General features: G+C 36.4%; 17 protein-coding genes. 6 read left to right on the forward strand and 11 right to left on the reverse strand.

Translation table 11 applies throughout. The features are described 5' to 3' along the window. Nucleotides 1-41: 41 nt before the first annotated feature. The 4 genes from EDF66_RS19425 to EDF66_RS19440 form a co-directional block, all read right to left on the reverse strand. Complete coding sequence (locus tag EDF66_RS19425) at nt 42-1397, reverse strand: hypothetical protein (protein WP_132844459.1); 1356 nt, start codon at nt 1395-1397, stop codon at nt 42-44. Nucleotides 1398-1613: 216 nt separating this feature from the next. Next, nucleotides 1614-5018 carry a TonB-dependent receptor gene (locus EDF66_RS19430; RefSeq protein ID WP_132844461.1) on the reverse strand — a complete coding sequence of 1135 codons (3405 nt, stop codon included), beginning with the start codon at nt 5016-5018 and terminating at the stop codon, nt 1614-1616. Nucleotides 5019-5139: 121 nt separating this feature from the next. Next, nucleotides 5140-6102: a FecR family protein gene (locus EDF66_RS19435; protein WP_132844462.1), complete on the reverse strand. Its 963-nt coding sequence runs from the start codon at nt 6100-6102 to the stop codon at nt 5140-5142. A 128-nt stretch (nt 6103-6230) separates the two neighbouring features. Next, nucleotides 6231-6845: an RNA polymerase sigma factor gene (locus EDF66_RS19440; RefSeq protein WP_132844464.1), complete on the reverse strand. Its 615-nt coding sequence runs from the start codon at nt 6843-6845 to the stop codon at nt 6231-6233. A gap of 259 nt (nt 6846-7104) precedes the next feature. Here EDF66_RS19440 and EDF66_RS19445 point away from each other — a divergent pair, with 259 nt between their 5' ends. Beyond that, nucleotides 7105-8985, forward strand: a complete 1881-nt coding sequence (locus EDF66_RS19445) for a DEAD/DEAH box helicase (RefSeq protein ID WP_132844466.1) — start codon at nt 7105-7107, stop codon at nt 8983-8985. Between the two features lie 160 nt (nt 8986-9145). On the opposite strand, the gene rlmB is transcribed toward EDF66_RS19445, so the two are convergent. From rlmB to EDF66_RS19460, 3 genes are all read right to left on the reverse strand, one after another. Continuing rightward, nucleotides 9146-9919, reverse strand: coding sequence for a 23S rRNA (guanosine(2251)-2'-O)-methyltransferase RlmB (rlmB, locus tag EDF66_RS19450; protein ID WP_132844467.1), 774 nt, complete (start codon nt 9917-9919; stop codon nt 9146-9148). Between the two features lie 108 nt (nt 9920-10027). Beyond that, a complete protein-coding gene (locus EDF66_RS19455) occupies nt 10028-11839 on the reverse strand; it encodes a DNA polymerase III subunit gamma/tau (protein ID WP_132844469.1) in 1812 nt (603 codons plus the stop codon). A gap of 154 nt (nt 11840-11993) precedes the next feature. After that, nucleotides 11994-12713 carry an MIP family channel protein gene (locus tag EDF66_RS19460; RefSeq protein WP_132844470.1) on the reverse strand — a complete coding sequence of 240 codons (720 nt, stop codon included), beginning with the start codon at nt 12711-12713 and terminating at the stop codon, nt 11994-11996. Nucleotides 12714-13592: 879 nt separating this feature from the next. Between EDF66_RS19460 and EDF66_RS19465 the strand changes: the two genes are divergently transcribed. After that, complete coding sequence (locus EDF66_RS19465; RefSeq protein WP_132844472.1) at nt 13593-14222, forward strand: hypothetical protein; 630 nt, start codon at nt 13593-13595, stop codon at nt 14220-14222. Nucleotides 14223-14430: 208 nt separating this feature from the next. Continuing rightward, nucleotides 14431-15576 (forward strand): hypothetical protein, encoded by a 1146-nt coding sequence (locus EDF66_RS19470; protein WP_132844473.1) that lies wholly within the window; start codon nt 14431-14433, stop codon nt 15574-15576. 69 nt (nt 15577-15645) lie between these two features. On the opposite strand, the gene EDF66_RS19475 is transcribed toward EDF66_RS19470, so the two are convergent. Next, entirely contained in the window at nt 15646-17103 is a 1458-nt protein-coding gene (locus EDF66_RS19475) for a hypothetical protein (protein ID WP_132844475.1), read from the reverse strand. A gap of 85 nt (nt 17104-17188) precedes the next feature. Further along, nucleotides 17189-19990 (reverse strand): TonB-dependent receptor, encoded by a 2802-nt coding sequence (locus tag EDF66_RS19480; RefSeq protein ID WP_132844476.1) that lies wholly within the window; start codon nt 19988-19990, stop codon nt 17189-17191. A gap of 276 nt (nt 19991-20266) precedes the next feature. Between EDF66_RS19480 and EDF66_RS19485 the strand changes: the two genes are divergently transcribed. The 3 genes from EDF66_RS19485 to EDF66_RS19495 all read left to right on the forward strand — a co-directional run bounded on the left by EDF66_RS19485 (nt 20267) and on the right by EDF66_RS19495 (nt 22933). Continuing rightward, nucleotides 20267-20935 (forward strand): ABC transporter ATP-binding protein, encoded by a 669-nt coding sequence (locus EDF66_RS19485; protein ID WP_132844478.1) that lies wholly within the window; start codon nt 20267-20269, stop codon nt 20933-20935. 1 nt (nt 20936) lies between these two features. Then, nucleotides 20937-22280 carry an ABC transporter permease gene (locus EDF66_RS19490; protein ID WP_132844479.1) on the forward strand — a complete coding sequence of 448 codons (1344 nt, stop codon included), beginning with the start codon at nt 20937-20939 and terminating at the stop codon, nt 22278-22280. A gap of 176 nt (nt 22281-22456) precedes the next feature. Further along, a complete protein-coding gene (locus EDF66_RS19495; RefSeq protein ID WP_132844481.1) occupies nt 22457-22933 on the forward strand; it encodes a hypothetical protein in 477 nt (158 codons plus the stop codon). Between the two features lie 21 nt (nt 22934-22954). Here EDF66_RS19495 and EDF66_RS19500 read toward each other — a convergent pair whose 3' ends face one another. Further along, nucleotides 22955-23674, reverse strand: coding sequence for a 16S rRNA (uracil(1498)-N(3))-methyltransferase (locus tag EDF66_RS19500; RefSeq protein WP_132844483.1), 720 nt, complete (start codon nt 23672-23674; stop codon nt 22955-22957). 5 nt (nt 23675-23679) lie between these two features. After that, nucleotides 23680-24993 (reverse strand): hemolysin family protein, encoded by a 1314-nt coding sequence (locus EDF66_RS19505; protein ID WP_132844484.1) that lies wholly within the window; start codon nt 24991-24993, stop codon nt 23680-23682. Between the last annotated feature and the right edge of the window lies 1 nt (nt 24994).

Here is a 24994-nt window from a genome sequence, read left to right on the forward strand (position 1 = left end):
AAGAAGTGAGCCATAAAAATGGCTCACTAAGAGATATTATGTTAATAAGTTCTTGGCGCAAATTGTGTCCAAGTTGCAGTCCATGGAGCAGTTGTTGGATGGAAAGCACCACTGTAAGTTGTAGTTCCATTACCATATGCCGGTGAAGTGGATAGTGGTCTTAATACAACAGGATTAAAAGTAGCTGTTGTTGGGTAAAAAATATTAGCTCCACCTGCCAATTTCAAATAAGTTGCTGCATCGGTTGATACATTTGTTTGGTTTCCTGTCGGAGTAGCACCACTGAAGGCTGCCGTATATGCATGTACGACATTTGCAGTAAAAGTACCTGTTGCACCGTCTTGGAATGCGGCACCTGTTGCATAACCTGCGATAATCGAGTTTTGAATATCATACTCAGAAGCTCTTCTCCAACGGTTACCAAATTTTAGTTTAGTACCGGCTACAGTAACATCTTTAATACCCAAGAATGTGAAATTTTTCAAAACTGGACGTGTTTTTGGTGTTTGTGCATATGGAGCTATACCTTCATTATCAGACTCCAAACCATTCGAATCAGAGTTACCGCCTGATAGACTGTTTGTCGAATTAGGATCTTTCAATGATAAGGCATATTGAATTGTTCCGGTGTATCCATGATCGAAATCAAAGTCATCATCGTCATTCGATAATGCAACTAAGTATTTTGCATTGACAGTACCACCGAAGAACTCAAATCCATCATCTTTACCCCAAGATACTTGGATATTTTCTAGCGTTGTACCCGTACCAACACCACCTAAAGTCAATCCATTGATTTCATTGTCGGCAGTTAAGTTGTAACCTGCAAACTCAATACGCACATATTTTAATGAGCCTGAATTATCAGCCGCATTTGTACCACCATAAGTCACATCTACGCCCACAGGTTGAGGAATTCCTTCGATTCTTTTTGTTGCAGCTTGATTTGTCGTCGCGTTACCCAATAATACAACACCACCAAAATCACCAGGATTACGTAGGCCTGAAGCATTCGGAGAAGTAAATACAATAGGTGCGGCGGCAGTACCATTGGCAATCAATTTGGCCGTTTTAGGAACAACCAAAACTCCTTTGATATTTTGTGTCAATCCGGTAATCTGATCATTATATGCTTTAGTTACACCAGAAGTAATGTACGTACCTGGTTGAATAGTTAATGTTGCCCCTGGTTTTACAAAAGCTACACCATCAATTTTCCATACGGTATCCGCAGAAAGAGTTGTCTTGGTAATAATACCTGAGGCATCTGTTGGAATAGTTGCTTGAGGTTTGTTTGGCAAACCAGCATTCAAATCTGAATTAGGTCCTACGTTGTCTTTGTTACAAGAAGCCAATGCGATTGCGCATACACTTGCTACTGTTAAGATTTTTTTCATTTTATGTTAAATAATTACTAGTTTTGCCATCACAAGATCATTTTTTAGACTATGCATCCCTATGGGATAGCATTTCATAAGTTTGCATAGTTGTTTTCATTCCCCCTATTTTGCTTCTATTTTATTTTCCTGTTGTGCTATATGGACAAACTCGGAACTGTTGTACATTATTGAGGGGTAATATGGAGCTGCCTCGCGCAGTTATTTTATTTTGTTCTAAAAATTATAGGATACTGAAAGACTAAATCTTCGACCATCTTTTCTTCTGTAAGTAATGATATCATCGTCCGCCCTATTGTACTTATTATCTCCTTTAACAAGCTCATAAACTATTTCTCCTTTTTCTCCTTGAGAATTACTATACGCCGATTGATTTTGATAATACCTTGTCCATTCATCCAAAAGATTGGCAGCATTAAATTTCACTTCCAATTTCTGTTTCAAAAAACGTTTATACACCTGAAAATCAACCTGCTTTGGCGCAAGTTCATACTCTACCCTATTTGGATTGAAAGAGGCCGTATTTGTACGATAGCCTCTATGGTTATAGCTTGCTGTTATACCAAAACTATCACCCCAATAACCTACACCAAGATTTAACAACCAAGGTGATTGTCCCATTAGTGGACGGTCTTGACTGGGCGCTCTTTCTTTTTCGCGTTCTGCAATTGTACGATCATCTACCAACTTATGTCTCCACTGACTTAATGCATTAACTTCAGATTTCAACAATGTTCCATTGGCATTTAGAAAAGCTTTAGATAGCCAATCGGCCTCACCAATAAAACTCAAATTTTTACGAATTTCAAATTCCAATCCCATGTTTTTTGCGGACTCCATATTATTGAAAACATATGCAGTTCCGGGACTTACATCTTCATTTTCAATCAGTTCTATTGGCTTATCTAAATATTTATAAAATCCGGTTAAAGATATAATTTCACCAGGACTTGGATACCATTCCAATCGCAGATCAACATTATCGATAAAAGTTGATTCGACATTATCCCCTGAAACAATAGCATCCAATTCAAAGTCATAAAATCCAAAAAAACCTGATTCCCTAAAGTCTGGACGAATGGCTGTCTTTGAATAACTTCCTCTCACATTAAAGGTGTTGGTCACACTATAGGTTGCATTAATGGATGGTAAAAATTTCCAATTATTTTCACGAATCATCAGTTTATAAAGCAATAATTTATTGTTATCTGCTTCTGGATCGCCATTCTGTTTTCTAAACATTTCATCCTGACGATTTAACAAGTTGTAATATTCAGCACGGAATCCGTAGACTAATCTCAGCTTATTCCAAAATTTCTGATCCAACATCAAATATCCTGCATGCGAACTCATATCACCATCATAAACATTGCCTCCAATAGGCTCAGGATAATAATAAGCTTGACCAACTCCGTTTCCAATATTTTCTGGAGAGAACAATATATCATATGATTTTTCAATAGCAGGCGCCTGTTTAGAAGGATCATCGGGCATGTAAGAGCGTGTAAATGGCAACAAACGAAAAACCGAAAGATTACGATTCTTTTTCCAACCTTGATATCCAGCCTTAACCAAAGTGCTAACGGATTTACTTTCCCCAAAGACTCGAGAAAATGCCATTGCCCAATTAAAATCATTTTCATTAATCTCAGTCCACATCCGGGAATCAAAACCCGTTTCGGAATGGTTAGACCAGTTAGAAAGACTTAATAAATTAGGACTTTGAAACATATAATTCCCGTCTAATATTGTCGTTAATCCATATCGCAATTTACGTTCATCCAATATCTGCTGCTCGATTCTATTATAGGCAAACATACCCTCAGCCTTGATTTTCCACGGCAGCTGATATTCACCACTTAACTGATGCTGCTGCAAAGACATTGTTTCAGGTAATTGATATTGATTTTTGGTCGGGGGGGTATTTAAATTAGTAAAGGTTGACCGGATATTTTCACTATAATTATTGTTAAAAGTACGGGCGTACATATTTTTAAATGCGAGCTTAAAATCCTGTCCTTTTAGTCCAAAATTTGCCACCAAGCCGCTACTACTATTAAAGCGATAAGATGTCCCTGCACCATTCTGACCGATCGTGTCACTTTCTATCATATGTTGCTTTTCTCCATACCCATTAATGATACTAGATCCTCGCACATTATTGAAGGCGACAATATTTTGCTCATTTCGAATATTAGCAGAAGCAGAGAAACCGAACAATAATCCATTTGAAAAATTAAACCGCCTTCCCAATGCAAACCTTAAATTTTGATTAGGATTGGCCTTGTAACGATATAATTTCATCGCATCGGCGTTAATCTGTTTGGACTGGGCTATTGCATCAATATCATTATATTTGAGATTTGAGCCTGGCATTAAAAATTCTTCATTCAACCTTGGGTCGTTCAATATATATCCTGGAGGAGCATCTAGACGTCTTGCTTCACCATTCCAAAACCAAGGCTGTATGCCTTCGGGCTGCATCGAGGAAGTGTGATTAAAACCAAAAAACTCTGATATTCTCCGTTCCCCAAGACGATAGAAGTCTTTACCTGTTGTGCGGGAATTTCCTCCAACACCATATTGTATTGTGGTAAAATCTTTATCTGGGATATCTAACGTATTGATCGAGACCTGTCCGCCCGAAAATTCAGCCGATACATCCGGTGTTGCTGTTTTATTGACCACCACCGAGCTCACCATTTCTGTTGGAATAATATCAAAAGAAAAATCGCGTCTATTCTGTGAAGTACTTGGAATAACGACTCCATCCAGCATGGCCTGATTATAGCGATCCGACATACCCCGCACAATCACATTTCTATTATTAACGGTGGTCACTCCAGTTACGCGTTTCAAAACCTGTCCCATATCATTGTCCGGTGTGCGGGCGATCTGTTCAGCCGAAATACCATCGGTCACCGTAGCCGCATTTTTTTGTGCAGCATAAAGTCCTGCTACTGATGCTTTTTTAAATGACACACTAACGACTGCCGTTTCCAACTTATTGGTCTGCGTTTTCATAGCAATATTGAGTGCTGTACGTTGTCCGCCCTCTATTTTCACGCCTTCAATGCGTTGTGTCTGATAAGATAGATAACTGACCTCCAAGACATAGGTGCCCGACGCACCGGTTAAAATATAACTACCATCAATACTGCTCTGTGTCGATTTATTGGCTCCAATTAATTTAATACTTGCGTTGGCCAAAAACTGACCGCGATCATCAATTACTTTACCGGAAATGCTTCCTACCTGCTGTATTGGTTTTTTGACCAATGTAATATAGACCCCGTTGTCTTGAGGTATCAGATCTGTGCCCTTAAGCAGGTAGTTGACTACTTCTCCTATACTGCTATTGTTAAAAATTTTGGCATTCACTTTTTCTTTTGACAGATTATATTTATTGGCGTCAAAGGCAATATGTATATTTTGCGATTCCAAATGCTCGAAAGCTGCTGGAATATTAGATTCATTAAAAGAAACTGAAATCTTTCTATTGAGCAACTGGCCGTATGCACCTGATGCTAAAAGCATTTCTGCTGATACGATTAAAAGAAGTAGTCCCACCAATGATGACTTGATCATAAACTTAATATTGTTTTTCGTAACGTATTTCATAAATTTGTATGCGTATATAATAGCTCTGTAAGTTTTTGTATATGTTATTTATAGCACCTTATGGATGCTATAGGGTCCAGAGTTGACGATGGCAGTCGTCAGCTCTTTTTTTATGCCTGAATTAATAGATATGCACCGTACTCCCCTCCTTCCTAGACTTGTTATGGTGGACAGCTTTTATACTTTCCAAGGTTGCTGACCAAGAGAGCTGTTTCGATATCGGCATACTGTAGCGCTGTCGGGCAATCTGATCATCGCCAGCTTTCAGATCGACATTGTACATATTTTTAACTGCTAGCGCCAATTCTGCAAAACTGCTTTGCTTTAGGTAAATCTTTCCTTCAATCCAACTATTACGAATAGTGAGGTCAAAAGTCTCTTGCTTAATGCTGTGGTTGTTTTTAGTATAACGAATCTGTCCGCCGCGCTCCAATGTGCCTAATGACTTGTTGTCGGCCGCTACTTGTACTTTACCTGTAAATACAGATACAGATATTTCATCCGATTCGCGGTAGTTTTTTACCGTAAATGATGTACCCAATACCTTTGTCTGTACTTGCTGCGTATTGACAATAAAAGCTTTTGTGGAATCTTTTTTAACTTCAAAAAATGCTTCTCCGGCAAGAAGCTCTACTACACGGTCCTTTCTGTCGTATGAAACGGTATCCAATTTAACTTTGGAACGTGCATTTAAAATGATCGTTGATCCGTCTGCCAATAATACCTTCTTCCGTTGTGCAACTCCTGTTTCAAAAATCCGGTACCCTGGTTTTACATTCACTTCCTGTTTTACGGTATCCAGAGCGGTTTGATTCTCCCAAAACAATATGCCAAGGCAAAACAAAAGTGTAGCCGCCACAGATCCAATCCAATAAACCATTTTCCGAATTGATGATTTTTGAGGAGTTGTATTTTCAATCTGCTGTTGTATCTTAGTCCATAATTGGACCTCATCAATTACACGTTCAGGAATCTCTTCCCGATCTAGTGTTTCATACCAGCGATCGACCAACATACGCTCTGCTTTCGTAGCTTTGTTCTGCTGATATCTGTAGATCAGGGATTCAAATATTCTTCTTTTCACTTTTTTGCCTGCTGTTTATATATAAGTCCGCAAAAAAGCTATAAAGTACTTCAAGAAATAGTTAATGTTTTATAAAAGAATTGTTAAGTATATTTTTGATGGCAGAGATTGTCTAAAGTATATAATATTTACTTAGATAGTTGCTCCAGAGCGAGAACAAGAAATACGCTAAGCGTACTATTTTGTACATTTTGTCTTGCACTTATTGCTTTCCTCATTCTTTTGGAAGCCTCTGTCAGGTTATTTTTCACGGTCTGCTCGGAAAGCCCCATACGCCGGGCGATCTCTCGAATTGGCAGATGCTCCCATTTAAGCAAGAGTGCCTGACGCATATTATGCGGCATAATTTCCAATTCCTCTTCCAGTAATTTTTCTAATGCAAGGTAAGTTTCCAATTCTTCAGGATGCTGGTGTACATAGTCAAAAATATGGTTGCTCCAATGATCCAAGAGACTATTTTTAACTTTATTGGCATTAAAAAAATCTATAATTTTATATTTGAGCATTCCTTTGAGGTAGGCTGGAAGATTCATTTGGATGTCGATAGCATGTCGTTTTTCCCAAAACTGCACAAATAATTCTTGAAGAATATCTTCTACATCCTGAGCGTCCAAAATCCGCCGGGCAGCATGCTGATAAAGATCTTTCCAACAATAGCGATAAAGCTCTCCAAAAGCGTTCGTATCATTCCGCTCTTTAATAGCTTGAAGCCAATGCTGATATATAATTGGTATTTGATCCATACTACTATCAAAAGTAAGGTTGAAATATTAAGTCTACATTAACAAATGATCAAAAAAGCAGAATAGTTATAAAATAGTTTCACAATCCAAATAATTCTTTTCAATGTGGTTTATTTATGTTTAACACGTATAAAAATATTTATTTGTCATTCAAAAAACACATTATATCAAATACTTAGGTTATAAATTAGTTTTGTAAATATTATTTTCTTATCTTTGCATCGCCTTAGGCAATAGAGCCTATTGTATAAATTAATTCATGAACCCATTTTTAGAACTGGGAATCCGTGAGGAAATTGTTAATGCCATCTCAGAATTAGGTTTTGAAAAACCTTCTGAAATTCAGGAAAAAGCCATTCCTGTTTTATTGACTGGTAACGACGATTTTGTCGGATTAGCCCAAACCGGCACAGGTAAGACAGCAGCATTTGGTCTTCCATTATTACAGCAATTAGACTTTTCTCAGAAACATCCTCAAGCGTTGGTATTGTGTCCAACACGTGAGCTTTGTTTGCAAATCTCGAAAGATATAGAAAGATATGCTAAAAACCTCGACAACGTACATGTTGTTGCTGTTTATGGAGGTGCAAATATTAGTGACCAACTGCGTCAAATCAGACGTGGAGTGCAAATTGTAGTAGCGACCCCAGGTCGTATGTTAGATATCATTGGCCGTAATGCTATTGATTTCTCTCAAGTGAAATATGTTGTGTTAGATGAAGCAGATGAAATGCTTAACATGGGCTTCAAAGAAGACATCAACAACATCCTGTCAGAAACTCCTGACACTAAAAAAACATGGTTATTCTCTGCAACAATGCCATCTGAGGTACGCCGTATAGCTAAAAACTATATGACTGATCCAGTTGAAATGACTGTAGGTACGAAAAACACTGGTAATGCTAATATTGAGCATCAATATTATTTAATTAGAGCTAAAGACAAATACGCTGCTTTCAAACGTATTGTAGATTCAAATCCAGATATTTTCGGTATCGTATTTTGTCGTACAAAAATTGAAACGCAAGAAATTGCTGAATCTTTAATTAAAGATGGTTACAACGCTGATTCATTGCACGGAGATTTATCTCAACAACAACGTGATAAAGTGATGAAACGTTACCGTGACCGTAGTTTACAATTATTAATTGCTACAGACGTTGCAGCCCGTGGTATTGATGTAAACGACGTAACTCACGTGATTAACTTCTCTTTACCTGATGAAATTGAAAACTATACTCACCGTTCTGGCCGTACAGCTCGTGCAGGTAAAACTGGTATTTCAATCTCATTGATCAACATTAAAGAGCAAAGCAAAATCCGTCAACTTGAAAAAGTTATCGGAAAACAATTTGAGCGTAAACAAGTTCCTCAAGGAGCTGATGTTGTTGAAAAACAATTATTAACGATCATCAATAAAGTTCAGAATGTTGAAGTTAATGAGGATCAAATCAATCAATTCTTACCAGCTATTATGGAAGGTTTTGAATCGTTATCGAAAGAAGATATCGTAAAAAGATTTGCTTCATTAGAATTCAATAGATTCTTAGATTATTACAAAGGTGCTCATGATTTAAATATCGAAGCACGTGATATCAGCAGCAATGGCCGCGAACGTGGCGAAAGAGGCGAGCGTGGTGAAAGAGGAGAACGTGGTAGCTCTAAAGGATTTACTCGTTTATTCATGAACCTTGGTTCTGTAGATGAATTCAGCCGTGGAGACATGTTAGGATTTATCTGTAACAACGCTAAAATTTCTGGAAAATCAATTGGTAAAATTGATTTAAAAGGAGTATTCACTTTCTTTGAAGTTGAAGATGCTGAGGTAACAAAAGTATTCGAAGGATTTAAAGACGTTGATTTCAACGGTCGTAACGTACGTATCGAAGTTTCTGGAGACGGAAAAACTGAAAACCGTGGTGGTGGAAACAGAAGCCGTGGTGGAAGTGGCGAACGTAGAAGCTTTGGCGGTGGTGAAAGACGTGAAGGTGGAGGTGGTTACCGCGGTGGTGGTGATCGCAGAAACGGTGGCGGTGAAAGACGTGAAGGTGGATACCGTGGTGGAGATCGTAGAGAAGGAAATGGTGGTGGTTTTAGAGACTTTTCTGGAAAAAGAAAAGAATCTAGTAACAAATACTAATCGATTCATCTTATATAATAAGAGCGGCTATCCCAAAAGATAGCCGCTCTTATTATATATACAGCAGTTATGCGATTTTCTAATGTGATTAACATATAAAAACAAGAGTGGCTACCCTTAAGATAGCCACTCTTGTTTTTATATAGTATTTATACAAATATTATTTCACGCGTTGACGAATAGCCTCGTACAATACAACCCCAGCTGAAACAGATACGTTTAATGATCCTATTTCTCCGAACATAGGTATTTTAGCAAGGTGATCTGCGATACGAATTAAGTCGTCTGATACACCTGTATCTTCAGCTCCCATGATGATACATGTTGGCACAGTATAATCTACATCATAGATGCTATCTTTTGTCTTTTCAGTACTTACAACTAACTGTATTCCGGACTCAATAAGAAATTTACCCACTTTAGCCAAACCTTCATGACGACATACCGGTATTTTATATAATGCACCTGCGGATGTCTTGATTGCATCAGGATTGACCTCTGCAGATCCTTTTTTTGGTACAATGATCGCATGTACACCTGAACATTCTGCTGTACGTGCAATAGCACCAAAGTTGCGCACATCTGTAACACCATCTAGCATCAAAAATAAAGGCACTTCTCCTTTTTCATAAATTGCAGGAACGATGTCTTCAACTTTTTGATAGATAATCGGGGAAATAACGGCTATAACACCTTGATGGTTTTTGCGTGTGATACGATTTAGTTTTTCAATTGGAACTTGTTGAAACCCTAAGTCGTGCTCTTTCAAAAGAGCTTTCAATTCTAAAACTAAACTTCCGGCTAAACCTCTTTGTATAAATAATGATTCGATTTCTTTACCACTATCTATCGCTTCTATAACGGCACGAATACCGAAAACCATCTGATTGGCTTCACGATCTGATGATCTATCGTGTCTTTGAAAATTTTGCATGCTTAATATTCTAAATAAGAATTGGTTTCTAGCAATTAGCTAACCAATTTGAAAGGCAAAGATACAAAAAGAAATATGGGTTAGTGCAAGAAAAAGTTGGTCTAAGTTTTAACTTAGTCCCAAATTAAGCTCTTTTCTTAACGTTTCTAAAAGTGGATTCTTCTGTACCATAGCTTGATATTTCTCTTGCGAGGTATAAGGTTTACGTACAACATCATGCTCCATAACAATACCACGCAGATCTAGCGAAAAATTATGCAAGGCAGGGCGAAGGTAATTTAATAAATCTACCTTTGCCATATTGAGAACATCCATCTGGACCATGTTCTCCACATCTACTTCAATTTGATTTCCAACTAACTTTGGTGGCACAGCTGTCATCAGGGTATACAGATTAATCTTATTTTGCTTTTTTATATCTGTTGCCAACGTTTTCCAGAATTGGATAAATTTTTCATAAGTCACTACTTCCTCTTCCGTACCTTTAACTAAACTAGGTTCGTTACTATCTTCTTCTTCAGTTTTAGATTCAAAAATTGAATTTAGATCAGGTAATGATGGCATAGAACTTTTGGAAGCTCCCCATCCACCCTTTTTCACTTTAGGCGGTAAGTTAGAGACTTCTGGGCTTTTCGTTTGTTCTACTATAGGTGTTGCAGGAGGTACTGCAATCGGAGTTATAGCAATATTTTTATCTACTACTGGTAATGAGGGTTTTGCATCAACGACAGGGGTTTCTGTGGCTAGAGCTACATTAGGGAGTTTTTTTTTTAATCCTTCAACCGTATTGGGAGCTTGAAGGGCTCCAATCTGGCTTAACTTAATCGCACTTGATAAGTGACAAATTTTTAATAGCGCTAATTCTACCTGAAGCCTCTGATTCTTACTTGTTTTATAATTAATCTCACATTGATTAGCAATATTCAATGCTGATAATAATAATCCCGTTGAAGATTTACGTGCTTGATCCAAATACTTAGCTCTTATACTTTCACTTACTTCTAACAACTTTAGCGTAGACGGTTCTTTTGCTACCAATAGATTTCTAAAATGCGATGCTAAACCTGAAATGAAATGACTGCCATCAAAACCATTATTTAAAATATCATTTAATATTAATAAGGTATCTGCTGGATTTTCAATCAATATAGCATCTGTCAATTTAAAGAAGTAATCGTAATCTAAAATATTCAGATTATCAATAACTGCTTGATAAGTGACCTGCTTATTTGAAAAACTAACGATTTGATCAAACATCGATAATGCATCACGAAGTCCTCCATCTGCTTTTTGAGCGATGATATGAAGGCCATCTTGATCGTACTGAATACTTTCACGTGTTGCAATGCTGGCCAAGTGATTGGCCATATCTTCAACACGGATACGGTTAAAATCAAAAATCTGACAACGTGATAAAATCGTAGGTAAGATTTTATGTTTTTCTGTAGTTGCTAAGATAAATATGGCATAGGCAGGTGGTTCTTCCAATGTTTTTAGGAAAGCATTGAATGCCTGCTGCGACAGCATGTGAACCTCATCGATGATATAGATCTTAAACTTACCCACTTGTGGTGGAATACGTACTTGATCAATCAAATTTCGGATATCGTCTACTGAGTTGTTTGATGCTGCATCTAATTCATGAATGCTAAATGAATTACCATTCTGAAAAGATTTACAGCTATCACATACACCGCAGGCTTCGCTAATATCTGAAATGTTTTCACAATTTATTGTTTTTGCTAAAATACGCGCGCAAGTTGTTTTACCCACACCTCTTGGTCCACAGAACAAAAATGCTTGTGCTAACTGATTGTTATGTATAGCATTCTTAAGTGTACCGGTGATGTGTTGCTGACCGACAACCGAGTCGAAGGTGACCGGGCGATATTTACGAGCAGAAACAATAAAATTTTCCATTGTACGAAGATACAAATTTTGTACCTCCGTCACAAAATTAAAAAGCGATACTTCAAAAAAGTGTGCTCTTAAAACTGTTAGATAACAGAAACGAGAAGATAAAAAAATAGCTTCATTTTTCGATGAAGCTATCCAATATCATGATATAAAAGTTTTAATTCCCTTTGGGTTCAAGAGCACGCCAAACGACAGCGGCAATTATAGCTCCTACTATTGGAGCTACAATAAATAACCAAAGTTGTGAAAGGGCTTGCCCGCCAGCTAATACAGCTGGACCAAAACTACGCGCCGGATTGACTGAAGTACCTGTGATGGGAATAGCAACTAAATGAATCAAAACTAAGGTCAGCCCTATAGCCAAACCAGCCATAGTGGAATTTCCAACTTTGGAGGTAGTCGCTAAGATGACAAATAAAAAGATGAAGGTTAAAACAGCCTCTGTTAAAAATGCAGCGGTTGTGCCGTATTCATTCTGATAGCCTTTCCCCCATCCATTCGACCCATATGCCCATTCACCTGGAGAGAAACCAGCTAGCTGTCCTCCTAGAATCTGCTGTAGAACAAAAGCACCTAATAATGCTCCTATTAATTGTGCTACAATATAAATAATTGCATCTTTCGCAGCAATCTTTCCTGCAACAAGTACACCGATTGTTACCGCGGGGTTGATGTGACACCCACTAATGCCGCCTATCGCATAGGCAAAAACAACAACGGATAAACCGAATGCTAGCGCAATCCCCAGTAATCCCAATCCCGACAATCCGCCTAAAGTCGTAGCGCCGGCAACAGCCGCTGCACCACAACCAAATAGTACCAAACCAAAAGTTCCAATTAGTTCAGCAACAAATTTTGTAGAAATATTTGTTTCCATTTCTTTAAGTTATAATATGGTCAAACTTGCGTCAAATATCTTGCCTCTTTTACACCTGTTTTTCAATGAGTTAAATTAAAGTAAGGATACAGCTACATGTATATTATTTCGTACAAATAATATACAATGGTAACAGGTAAAACTTAATAGTAAGATCATTAAATAATAATGCTTTAGGTGAGAAAAAATTTAGGGTTTATAAGTGTGATCTATTTTACTTTTCTACGTAACATGGATTCAAAGAGCAATTGATTAGTGCTGCCGAGAGATGACGGTGCTATCAAATGCTATGGCGCAACTATATTGTTGTTTCGCAAATCGATGGTGCTCTTAAGATGATGCCCTACATTTTCTTGAAATATAAGTCCGCCAAGATGGTTGAACATCAATAAGTCAAAAGAAAAGTATCTCCCTGCCTGCAACGAGACAATACAGGAGTTTACTTTATCTTGACAGACTGGTGAATAGCTCCAAACACTTTCCTTTCAATAAACTTATCCCTCCTATGTGTAAATAACTATTTCCTTAAAAGCATGTTACGTAGAACTATCTACGCGAGATCGCGCAATATAATCAAGTCGTTGGGAGATATAAGCTTGTTATAAGAAGAAACCTTCCTGTTCCTCTTCATCATTACAAAGAAACTAGAAGATATCTTTCAAAAGTACAGTATTACTGAATTGCAATGGCGCAAAATGATCTCCCCACTATGCTAAGGTTATCGGAAATAGTGCGGAAGAATGCGGCCATTCCGTCTGTTAGGAATGCCATCGCGTGAAGTGCCGTGGCATCGCGTATAATCTCTAGTATCTATCGTTTCAATTGTGAGGTTATAACAAAAAAGAGTTATTTTAGTGATTAAACCTAGATGATATTCTAATGAAATATATTCGTGCAAAAGCCAATTTTATTCGATATACTGACGAAAAACTACTTGTAAAAGCAAGCTATATTTTATCGTGCATGAAGAATTCTACTGTCTTTATTAATCCGACTTTGCCACTGCCAACTATTGAAGATGCTTACCAAGATTACCAGAAGAAAGTGATCGAGGCTGAAAGCGGAAGCCGAGAAAAGAAGTCTTATAAGCGAGAAAGCAAGCGGAAACTCTGTGAACTGTTGCAACAGCTTGTTACTTATGTCAATTTAGTCAGTGATGGAAAGTTATCTTTACTACATAGTTCGGGTTTCCCTGTACTCACCAGGAAACGTAAAGGCCAAGTTCCTGATACTCCATCCGCCCCATTTCTTTGTGATGGACGTACAAGTGGTGAAGTCGCCTTTGGATTTAAACCCGTAGGACGGGATATGTTTTATGATTATAGGTTTGCAACAGAGGTAGACTCGTATGGACTCCCACAATGGGGAGAAATATTCTATAAAACGAACTCATTCAGGGCGTATTATTCAGGATTTACTCCTGGCCACTATATCTATTTTCAAGTTAGAGCACGTAATAAACATGGTCAAAGTCACTGGACGGCTCCTTTATTATTTATGGTCGGATAAAAAATAAACGCTTCCAAATATTATAGTTCGAAAACTGCATCACAGTTCCTTATTGTGGATCTCTAACGTCATTTAGCTGTAAGTAGTGAATTTAGGTCTTTCTTTTGATGTTATTTTTATGTAACTTCATTATTAATAAATTGTTAAGGAATTGAAATCTCTATCTTCATATTTGGTCGCAAGTGCTCTTTCACTGCTGTTTATCTTTATGCAGAAGCGAGAAAGCTATGCGCAAGAATACAAAGTTGATTTCTATAATACCCCATTTGTGTTTTCTGCAGATTCATCATTTATAATAGATTTTCCGACTGAAGTGAACGAAAATCATATTCTTGATTTTTATAAAAAGATAGAATCGTCGACCGACTCTATGGTCGTAAATTCATTACTTACTTACAAGCAGAAACACCATCTAAATGATTGGATCTACTATCAGCTCGTACGTCAGACAGCGCAAGCAATAAGCCCCAAACAGGAAAATTATAGTCGGTACACTTTATATAAATGGTACTTGATGTGTAAATCTGGTTATGATGCGCGTCTTGCCGTGGGAAATAATCAAATTATATTTTATATAAAGAATAACGAAGATATTGCTGATATTCCATTTTTTTCTGTTGATGGCAATCAATATACTTGTCTGAATTATCATGATTATGGAAAGTTATTTCAACGTAATGGCATTTACAAACCAGTCTCTTTGAAAATTACTGAAGCGGTGAACGACTTCAGTTATAAGGTCACACAGATGCCTGATTTTAATCCCCAAAATTACGTGGATAAAAAAATCAATTTCAAATATAATGAGCGATTATACCATTTTAAGGTAAAAATCAATAATGATGTCAATAAAATCTTTGCGAATTATCCTGGGGTAAATTTTGAAACTTATTTTAATATTCCACTTAGTCATGAAACTTATCGGACACTCATTCCGGTATTGAAGGAGAATATTAAAAAAATGGATACAACAAAAGGTGTTGATTATCTTATGCGCTTTACACGTTATGCATTCCTCTATGAAAATGATGATGTTAATTTCGGTAAAGAGAAAAGGCTATCCCCAGAGGAAACATTAACCAGCTCTTATAGTGATTGTGATGATCGGGCTGCTTTATTTTTCTATTTGGTCAAAGAGATTTACAATTTGCCAATGATTACATTGTTGTTCCCAACTCACATCACGATGGCGGTTCAATTTGATAAACCTATCGGCGATGCTATTTTGTACAATGGTAAATATTATTCGCTGTGCGAGCCGACACCACAAGAACAGAATTTAGATATTGGACAAATGGCAGATAAATTAAAGAACGAGTCTTATCAGGTGGTTTATCATTATGAACCTAAATAAGCTGAAACTATTTACGTAAGTAAAAAAAAATCCTGCACTAGGCAGGATTCTTATTATCATTCAAATATCTTATTTAACTTGACCTGGAGTTGTATATGGTAAGTTTTGAGGATCATAATGAGCCCATCCTTTGGTCCAATCTGTCGTTCCAAACGCACCTCTATAAGCTACTTTTTCAAAAAAGGCACCACTCACTTTAGCATGAGTAAATATAGCACCTGTCGCTGCTGCCGAACCTGATGATAGGGTAAAATCAGGATCTGCTGGAGTAGTAGAAATGTCTTTACCGTAATTATACGGTGCAACAAATAGAGAGGAAGCAAATTTGGTATTATCAAATACATTGTTTGCGCGTAACAATGTATTAACTGCGACAGAATTAGTCGTCGAGCTTACTTTTAAATCTGCATCTTTTGACCCATAAACTAAGTTATTTGCAAATACTGCAGCACCAGTTAAAAAGTTATTAGATGTTGTATTTGCAGTTACTACTTTTGTATCATCAATATACAAACCTGCAAATGGAAATCCAGAAATTACTGAATTTAAGATACTAATTGAAGAATTCCGACGAATTTGCGCTCCATGTTGATAATTTCCAATCGCTGATTCACCTGCTTTTTTGATAGGGCCTAAAATCGTTACGTTTGAAAATACTGCAGAAGTTTTTGGCGTTTGGTCTGTTCCAGTCGCATTATTATCAGACTCAAAACCATTTGATCCAGATTGATCTGCCATTGTAGATGCTCTTTGTGCTAATGCAAATTGAACATTACCTGCATAGCCAAAATCTGTATCAAAATCATCATCCCAAGTTGCTACAGCTAATAAGTGTTTTGCATTTACAGTACCACCAAACCATTCAAAAGCGTCATCACCTGAACGATATACCTGAATGTAATCAAGTGTAGTACCGTTTCCAACACCACCTAATGTCAATCCATTAATTTCATTATCTGCTGAATACTCAATTCCGCCATATTCGATACGCACATATTTCAGTACGCCAGAATTATCAGCCGCATCAGTACCACCATAATAGATATAGTTTTTGGCATCTTTATTTTTAGGTCCCTCTAAACCACCTTCGATCATCACATCGTTTCCTTGGTTTACTGGAGCTTTACCCAAAAGAATAACACCGCCCCAATCACCACGAGTTCGTGCCCCCGCAGGCAAAGCTGATGTAAATACAATTGGCTTATCAACTGTTCCTGTAGCATTTATTTTTGAACCTCTTGTAATCGTCAGAGTTGCTTTTGTAGCTTTATCACCTTTAATAATAGTTCCTGGCTCAATAGTCAAGGTAGCACCATTAGATACAAACACAAATCCTTTTAATAGATAAATCTTATTTGCAGACCAAGTTGTGTTAGCAGTAATTTCTCCTGTCACCACTACCACATCTTTGTCAGTTGGATTTGTAGGTGTTTCTGTATCGTTACCATCATCAGTAATCTTGGTTTCTTTACATGCGCCAGCAAATAATAAAGCTGCTAGGGATAAGAATAAAAATCTTTTTTTCATTTTTTAAGTTTTTAAAAATCTTGATACAAAAAAATACTTTAGTTATGTCTTTAGATTTAAAGTAATATTAAGTTTATATTATCTTTTAGAAGGTATAATTAAATGATAATGAAACATTTGCACCAGGCTTATATTTAAACCAAGTCTCATTTTCAATATTTCTCACTTTATTATCAAAATATACATCGATTGGATTATTTAAGATATCACTAGCATTCAGCTTCACCTCACCTTTGTTTTTCATCACTTTGTATCCAACTTGAAAATCCAAGACATTACGCGGAGCTTCCCATGCACTAGCAAAGGTCTGACCTCCAGGCTGGATGATACGCTTTCCAATGCGGTTGTATAAAATATTCATATTCAATTTATTATCAATAGCAGTGTGTTGCAGACCGGCATTAATAACATATGGAGATTGTCCAACCATAGGTCTTGTTTTCTCTAAATAAATCTGATCATCAGCATTTGTGATTTCTGAATGTACATAAGTTAAGTTTAAGTAAGCGGTTGTATTTTTAAAGAATGATTGCTCGTTTACAAAATCCAATCGTTTACGAACCTCTAATTCTGCCCCATAAATATTTGCTTTTGGAGTATTTCCAAATCTTATATCTGGCGTTGAGGTTACATCATAGCGTCTTGGTTCAATAGCATTTGTAAATTGCTTATAAAATGCTGATATGGATAATATTTCTCCTGCAGAAGGATAGATTTCATAACGTAAATCAGCATTATTGATTGACGCGCGTTTTAATTGTGGATTACCAGTAATCATTCCTAATTGCTCAAAATCATAAAATTTAAATGATGCTAATTCTCTTAACTCCGGCCTTGCTAATGTACGGTAATAAGATGCTCTGAAATTTGATTTATGGGTCAATCCATATGTTAAATTAACAGAAGGTAAGAAGTCTAATTTCGTATCATTTACATCACTTACCATCTTCATCGCGTCTACATCAAGAGCGTCTATTTTTACGTTATAATTTTCTACTCGAAGACCATAAACTACTCTGAATTTATCATTGAATTTTTGATCAAGCATAGCATAGCCGTAAGTAGTCAAAGAGCTACCTGTATACTTATCACCATTCATCATAATCTCCTTATAATTGAAATAGTTTTTATCTATATTTTCCTTAGAAAATATTTCATCAGCAGGCAATTGCGTTACTTTATTGATCAATTCAACAGTATTTAAAACATCGCCATTCAACTCTAATCCAATAAATCGAGCATCAAAATTTCTTTTCCTATAATTAGTTCCTGCGCCCACTTTAAATGTAGAAGGTGTTGATAGAAATGTCATCGGTAAATTGTAACTAGCTTCACCTGAATAAATATTTTCATTTAATTTGGCAAATAGTCTAGCATTTTGCTTCCCGATAGAACTAATATTTGCAGCGTATGGTACAGATGGATCATTTGCAGATTCCATCGGTCTTACATAATTAAGTTTAACTTGATTGGGTTGGTCATTTAATATATTACTCCAAGAAGCAGTCCATTTAATTTTATCATTCCTGTCACTTAATACATGTTCACCATCAATTGTTGATTTGAACAATGATTTTTGCATAATATCATAAGCTGAGAATTTTACATCGTACGATGTTCCAAGATCAGTACCTCTCCTATCTGTGTATGTATTGTCATAATTTCTGTTGTAAAGATTCTTCCATGTAATCTTACTTTTCCCATAGGTGTATCCAAAATTGGCTAAAGCACCTACATTGGTAGAGAACTTATATTGATTATCGGTATAATCATACTGGTGCCATTGACGTTTAACATTTGACAAAATATTTTGTGAATTCCTATATGTAACGGAGAATAAAGCTCCAAAACGATTACTGTTTTCAAATTGCTTCACTTTACCTAAAGAGAACTGATAGTTTTGTGAAGGCAGTGCTGTTTTATTCTGCACAGCAAGATCATTTGGTAATGATTTTAATGCTAATCTATTCTCTTTCCCTGATAATCCTTTATTATATTGTTCTCTAGAATACATATTTGTAGCTAGATTACTTGAACCATCATCAAATCCTAAGTAGTTCTGGAAGTTCTTCTTTGTTTGTAAAAAATCTTTGAACGTAGATGCTGTGTTATACCCATATCCAAGACCGAAAGAAACAAAGTTTTGATCTGGAATATCTTTTGTTGTAATCTGAACTGCTCCACCAGCAAAATCTGCAGGTAAATCCGGAGTTGCCGTTTTTGAAATTGTGATTTTATCAATTAAATTTGAAGGGATAATATCAAATGAAAATGCACGACGATTAGCCTCTGTACTTGGTAATACAGTACCATCCATCATGGAAACATTGTAACGATCACTTAAACCACGGACTACTACAAATTTGTTATCTTGTATAGTCGCTCCACTGACACGACGAATAGCTTCTGATGTATTCTTATCTGGTGATCTTCTGATTTGTTCACTTGAAATACCATCTGATATTAATGCACTATTTTTTTGTTGCGCATATAAAGCTCCAATTGATTCTTTTTTAAATGATCCCGTTATGACAACCTGATCTAATAACTGACCTTCAGAATTATCCAATACAACATCTAAATTTGTAATTTCATCTGCTTTGATTTCTACATCAGTTATTTGCTTAGTAGCATAACCAATAAAAGCATACTCAACAGTATACTTACCCACTGACAATCCAGGAATATTGTATTTTCCTGAAACATCTGAGCTAACCCCTCTTGCTGTACCTATTATTCGAACAGTTACTCCAGTGATTGTCTCTCCATTTTTACTATTAGTAATAGATCCTATTAACTTTCCACTACCTTGTGCAAAAACAGCTGTCGCTATTACCAATAAGATTAGAGTAGCAACAAATTTCTTAAGTGTTAATTGTGGTTTCAATTTATTTGTTTTTTTGTTTCTGCAAATCTATTACCGCGATATTACGTGCACATTACCTTAACATTACTATTACATTAGTGCTGTGTTAAAGAATTGTTAACGTCATCGTTTACACGTACTATACGCATTTTTACATGTTAACAATTGATTAACAGCTAAAATGTTAAGTGCAGTGCGCCTTAATAATTAATAAACATATGATGTAATAATGTCATAACAATTCGACATATATGCAGGAATTAGGTTAAATTTAGCATCTGAAAGAATGATCATACTATGCAGACAAATAATCCAATCATAGCAACACAGGAACTTTCCTTCCAATACAAAGGAGGTATACCAATCAAATTTCCCGCAGTTCAAATTCAAAAAGGTCAACATACACTGCTTCTTGGAAATTCGGGAACTGGTAAAACAACATTGCTTCATCTTTTGGGGGGACTTTCAAAACCGACAGCAGGAAAAGTCTGGATTAATGAAAAAGATATCTATGCCATGAGCACATCTGAAATGGATAAATTTAGATCGCAACATATCGGTTTTATTTTTCAGGAAGCCCACTTATTGAAAAACTTAACTATTCTTGAAAACATTCAGCTTGCGCAGTCTTTAGCAAAGAAAACAGTCAATAAAAATGAAGTTTTAAGCGTGCTAGACAAACTACAATTGTCTGATAAAGCCCATGCATATCCACAGGAATTAAGTCGAGGCCAATTACAACGTGCCGCTATTGCACGTGCTGTTATTAATAAGCCTTTGCTTTTAATTGCTGACGAACCTACTGCATCATTGGATGATCAGAATACAACTAGGGTATTAACACTATTAATGGAAATTGCCGATCAACAGGGCGCTACCCTCCTGATCGCTACGCATGATAAAAGAATTAAAAATAACTTTTCGAATACTTACGATTTAAATACACTCAATCCTAATAGCAAATAGCATGAATACTATTCAATTAGTTTGGAAAAATATTATTAAACAAATAGGATCAACAGCACTCAGCATATTACTGACTGCATTTGGTGTTGCCATACTATGTGTACTTTCTATAACCAGCGATAGCTTTGAAAAGCAACTTGAAAATAATAGTAAGAATATTGATTTAGTAATCGGAGCTAAAGGAAGTCCCTTACAATTGATTCTATCCAGTGTTTATCACATCGACAATCCTACTGGTAATATCCCTTTGGCTGAAGCTGAAAAATTGCAACATAACCCTTTAATAAAATTGGCTGTTCCTGTCTCATTGGGGGATAACTATAGGGGGCATCGTATAGTAGGCACGGATTCTAGCTTTCTTACTTTGTATGAAACCAAAGTACAACAAGGAAAGCTATTTGATAAAGACTATGAAGTTGTTGTCGGAACTGATGTTGCCCGTAAGCAAAATCTTAAGATTGGAGATCAGATTCATAGTTCACATGGATTAAGTAAAGGCGGACATAGTCATGATGATCAACCGTTCACTGTTGTAGGTATATTAGCATACAACAATAATATTACGGACAATCTCATTCTGACTAGTCTAAGTAGTGTCTGGGATGTACATGGAATTGAACACCACGATCATGACCATGAATTAACTCCTGCTGAAGCACAGGCTAAAGAGGATCTTGAAGAGACGAAAAATGCACATCTCCATCACCATGGTGAAGCGGAAGAGGAGGAACATCGTGATGAGGATCAACATGAACCCGATATGATGGTAAAATCAATTGGTGCAGATATGATTCATTCTTCTGGTCTTGAAATTACGGCATTGTTAGTACAGTACCGGTCACCAGCTGCAATTGCGGTATTACCTAAGTATATAGCACAAAATACGCAAATGCAGGCCGCTTCACCTGCTATAGAGAGCACACGCTTATTTTCTCTTTTAGGGGTGGGAATTGACTCTTTAAAGATATTAGCTTATATCATCATGGCAATTGCTGGATTGAGTGTCTTTATCAGCTTATACAATGCCTTAAAACAACGGAAATATGATTTAGCGATCATGCGTACATTAGGTGCTTCCAAGCTCAAACTTTTCTCTCTGGTAATCTGCGAGGGAATGGTCATTACTGTAATTGGTGGTTTTTTAGGATTGATTTTCGCCCATATAGCGCTTTATTATATCAATACACAAACAAGCCAAAGTGCTGACTTTATAGATGCATTTAAGCTTAATCCCATAGAACTGATTTTTGTGTTATTAGCCTGCGTAATTGGTATTATTTCAGCACTAATCCCTGCGGTCAAAGCATATAAAACAACGATTTCGCATATTTTATCAAACAATTAATGTAAAATGATATTATCATCAGGTTTTGTATTTTTACAAACTGAACTAAGATTTTTACGCACTATTTCGAAATATTTCTGCATATAAATATGGAATTATAAAACGGGAATTTTCAAGGTTAAAAATTGAAGAGCCCAGCAAAAAGCAAATTTTAAATGTACAAACAAACAATTATAATGAAAAAGATACTCGCTTTCTTTAGTTTACTGATTACCTTTTGTATTACAGCAAATGCACAGATCGGTCGTGATCCCAATACACCCGATCATACGCCAATGATGAATAAAACATGGGAAGCTGTTGATAAAATGGCTTATAAAGTTTCTTATAGCGGCAGTAAAAAGATCTATACTCCTTTCTATCCTGCAGAGTTGAAAGCCTTAGAAAATAAAATCGTTGAGATGCCCGGCTACATGGTTCCGTTGACCAGTGGTAGGACACATAAAAACTTTATGATATCGGTTCTACCTGTAGCTCAATGTATGTTTTGCGGTTCTAATGGAATCCCGCCGATGGTAGAGGTATTTCTAAAAGGTGACGCCATAAAATTTACAGAAGAGCCTATCAAGTTAAAAGGCAAAATGGTCTTTAACAAGGATCCTTTAAAAGGTAATTCGGAAATTACGATAGTTGATGCAGTAATTATAAAATAAAAGAAGCCGCGATAGCGGCTTTTATTTTGATCTGTTTACGAGAGAAACCTCAACACAAGATGTGATTCCTGCTGTTTCGGTTCGTAAACGTGCTTCTCCTAACGAAATCGGTCGATAGCCCAGGTTTAATGCTTGTTCTATCTCCTGTGTCGAAAAATCTCCTTCAGGACCGATCAATAAAATATAATGCTGTTCTGATTGTAAAACTTCGTTTAGATACTGTTTCTCACTATCTATACAATGCGCGATGACTTTTGTTGCTGTATTCGATTCCTGTTGCTTACAAAATTGAGAAAAAGTAATCGCAGGATTCAATTTTGGAATATAGGCCTTCAACGATTGCTTCATTGCTGCTACAATCACTTTATTAAGACGATCTAATTTCACCTCTTTTCTCTCAGAATGCTCACAGATTAAAGGTGTAATTTCATGAATGCCAATCTCTGTCGCTTTTTCTAAAAACCATTCGAAACGATCGATATTTTTAGTTGGAGCAATTGCAATATGTAAGTGATAGGAGGATTGCTGATAGTTTTCTTTAACATTTAAAATAGTCAAAACTGTTCTTTTCGGATGTGGATCCAAAATTTCAGCTTCATACAATCCGCCTCTTCCATCAATCAAGTGAACTTTATCACCTACTTGAAGTCGAAGCACACGAATGGCATGCTTACTCTCTTCTTCACTTAGAATAAAGTTTTTAAAATCAGGTTTAATCTCTTCTGTAAAAAATAGTTGCATAATCGCTAATTATCTTGATCATCATCCATCGACTCAACAAGTTCCAATTTTACAAATTCTATATTCTGTTGCGTTTTACGAATAATCGTAAAGGTATAACCAAATACTTCTTTATACTCTCCTACTTCAGGAATTTTATCAAACAAATCGCTTACTAGACCTGAAACAGTATCATAATCTTGACTTGCTGGTAATTCTAATGGTAAAAATTCATTCACATCATGAATGCTCGCACCAGCGTCCACCATATATTCTGTTTCAGAAATACGTTCAACAACTGGAGTTTCTTCATCATATTCATCTTGAATTTCACCGACAAGTTCTTCGACAATATCTTCTAAAGTAACCATACCGGCTGTACCTCCAAATTCATCCAATACAATAGCCAACTGAATTCTTTTCAATTGAAATTCGGCCATTAAATCATTGATCTTTTTGGTTTCCGGAATAAAGTAGGGCTTACGCATGATATCCTTTAATACCACTTCTTTACCTTTCATAACGATCGGTAAGATATCTTTTGTGTGTACGATACCGACAATCTGATCGATACTATCGGCATAAATAGGAATACGTGAATATCCCTCTTCTGTTACCGTATTGATAAAATCAATGGCTGCACAATCCTCTTCAACCGCTACGATTTTTGTTCTCGGAACCATGATGTTTTTCACAATCCGTTCATTAAAGTCGAAAACGTTTTTAATCAATTCATGTTCAGATGATTCTAATGCTCCGCTTTCCTTGCCTTTATCCAATAAATATTGAAGTTCTTCTGAAGAGTGTGAAGATTCACTAGGATGTGGTTGAATACCTATTAATCTCAATAAAAAATTAGCAAAGCCATTGAATACATATATTAATGGCATCAATAACCAATAAAATATACGCAATGGTACGGCTACTTTCATTGTTGTCGCGACAGGTTTTTGAATAGCAATAGATTTAGGAGCAAGCTCACCTAATACCACATGCAAGAACGTAATAGTTCCAAATGCAAGTGCAAAACCGGTCCATTTAGCCCAGCTTTGCGAAGTATCTACCTGAAAAAAAGAAAACAGATTAGATACGATTTCAGTCATTACTGCTTCGCCTTTCCAGCCTAAGCCTAGCGATGCTAAAGTAATACCTAGCTGTGTTGCAGCTAGGTATTTATCCAAATGCTCTGTAATATTTTTTGCAATTTTAGCAACATTGCTTCCTGATTTTGCTTGGAGCTCAATTTGTGAAGCTCTTACTTTGACTATAGCAAATTCTGCCGCAACAAAAAAACCATTTGCAACTACTAAAAATACTGTCCAAAAAATATCGAGGGCCATT

The organism is Sphingobacterium sp. JUb20, from assembly GCF_004342035.1.
Lineage (GTDB): Bacteria > Bacteroidota > Bacteroidia > Sphingobacteriales > Sphingobacteriaceae > Sphingobacterium > Sphingobacterium anhuiense.

Coding starts and splice junctions, on each gene's coding strand:
- EDF66_RS19425 (WP_132844459.1), bottom strand. CDS start 1,397: ATGAAAAAAATCTTAACAGTAGCAAGTGTATGCGCAATCGCATTGGCT.
- EDF66_RS19500 (WP_132844483.1), bottom strand. CDS start 23,674: ATGCAACTATTTTTTACAGAAGAGATTAAACCTGATTTTAAAAACTTT.
- EDF66_RS19445 (WP_132844466.1), top strand. CDS start 7,105: ATGAACCCATTTTTAGAACTGGGAATCCGTGAGGAAATTGTTAATGCC.
- EDF66_RS19455 (WP_132844469.1), bottom strand. CDS start 11,839: ATGGAAAATTTTATTGTTTCTGCTCGTAAATATCGCCCGGTCACCTTC.
- EDF66_RS19485 (WP_132844478.1), top strand. CDS start 20,267: ATGCAGACAAATAATCCAATCATAGCAACACAGGAACTTTCCTTCCAA.
- rlmB (WP_132844467.1), bottom strand. CDS start 9,919: ATGCAAAATTTTCAAAGACACGATAGATCATCAGATCGTGAAGCCAAT.
- EDF66_RS19465 (WP_132844472.1), top strand. CDS start 13,593: ATGAAATATATTCGTGCAAAAGCCAATTTTATTCGATATACTGACGAA.
- EDF66_RS19490 (WP_132844479.1), top strand. CDS start 20,937: ATGAATACTATTCAATTAGTTTGGAAAAATATTATTAAACAAATAGGA.
- EDF66_RS19440 (WP_132844464.1), bottom strand. CDS start 6,845: ATGGATCAAATACCAATTATATATCAGCATTGGCTTCAAGCTATTAAA.
- EDF66_RS19475 (WP_132844475.1), bottom strand. CDS start 17,103: ATGAAAAAAAGATTTTTATTCTTATCCCTAGCAGCTTTATTATTTGCT.
- EDF66_RS19460 (WP_132844470.1), bottom strand. CDS start 12,713: ATGGAAACAAATATTTCTACAAAATTTGTTGCTGAACTAATTGGAACT.
- EDF66_RS19470 (WP_132844473.1), top strand. CDS start 14,431: ATGCAGAAGCGAGAAAGCTATGCGCAAGAATACAAAGTTGATTTCTAT.
- EDF66_RS19430 (WP_132844461.1), bottom strand. CDS start 5,018: ATGAAATACGTTACGAAAAACAATATTAAGTTTATGATCAAGTCATCA.
- EDF66_RS19495 (WP_132844481.1), top strand. CDS start 22,457: ATGAAAAAGATACTCGCTTTCTTTAGTTTACTGATTACCTTTTGTATT.
- EDF66_RS19505 (WP_132844484.1), bottom strand. CDS start 24,993: ATGGCCCTCGATATTTTTTGGACAGTATTTTTAGTAGTTGCAAATGGT.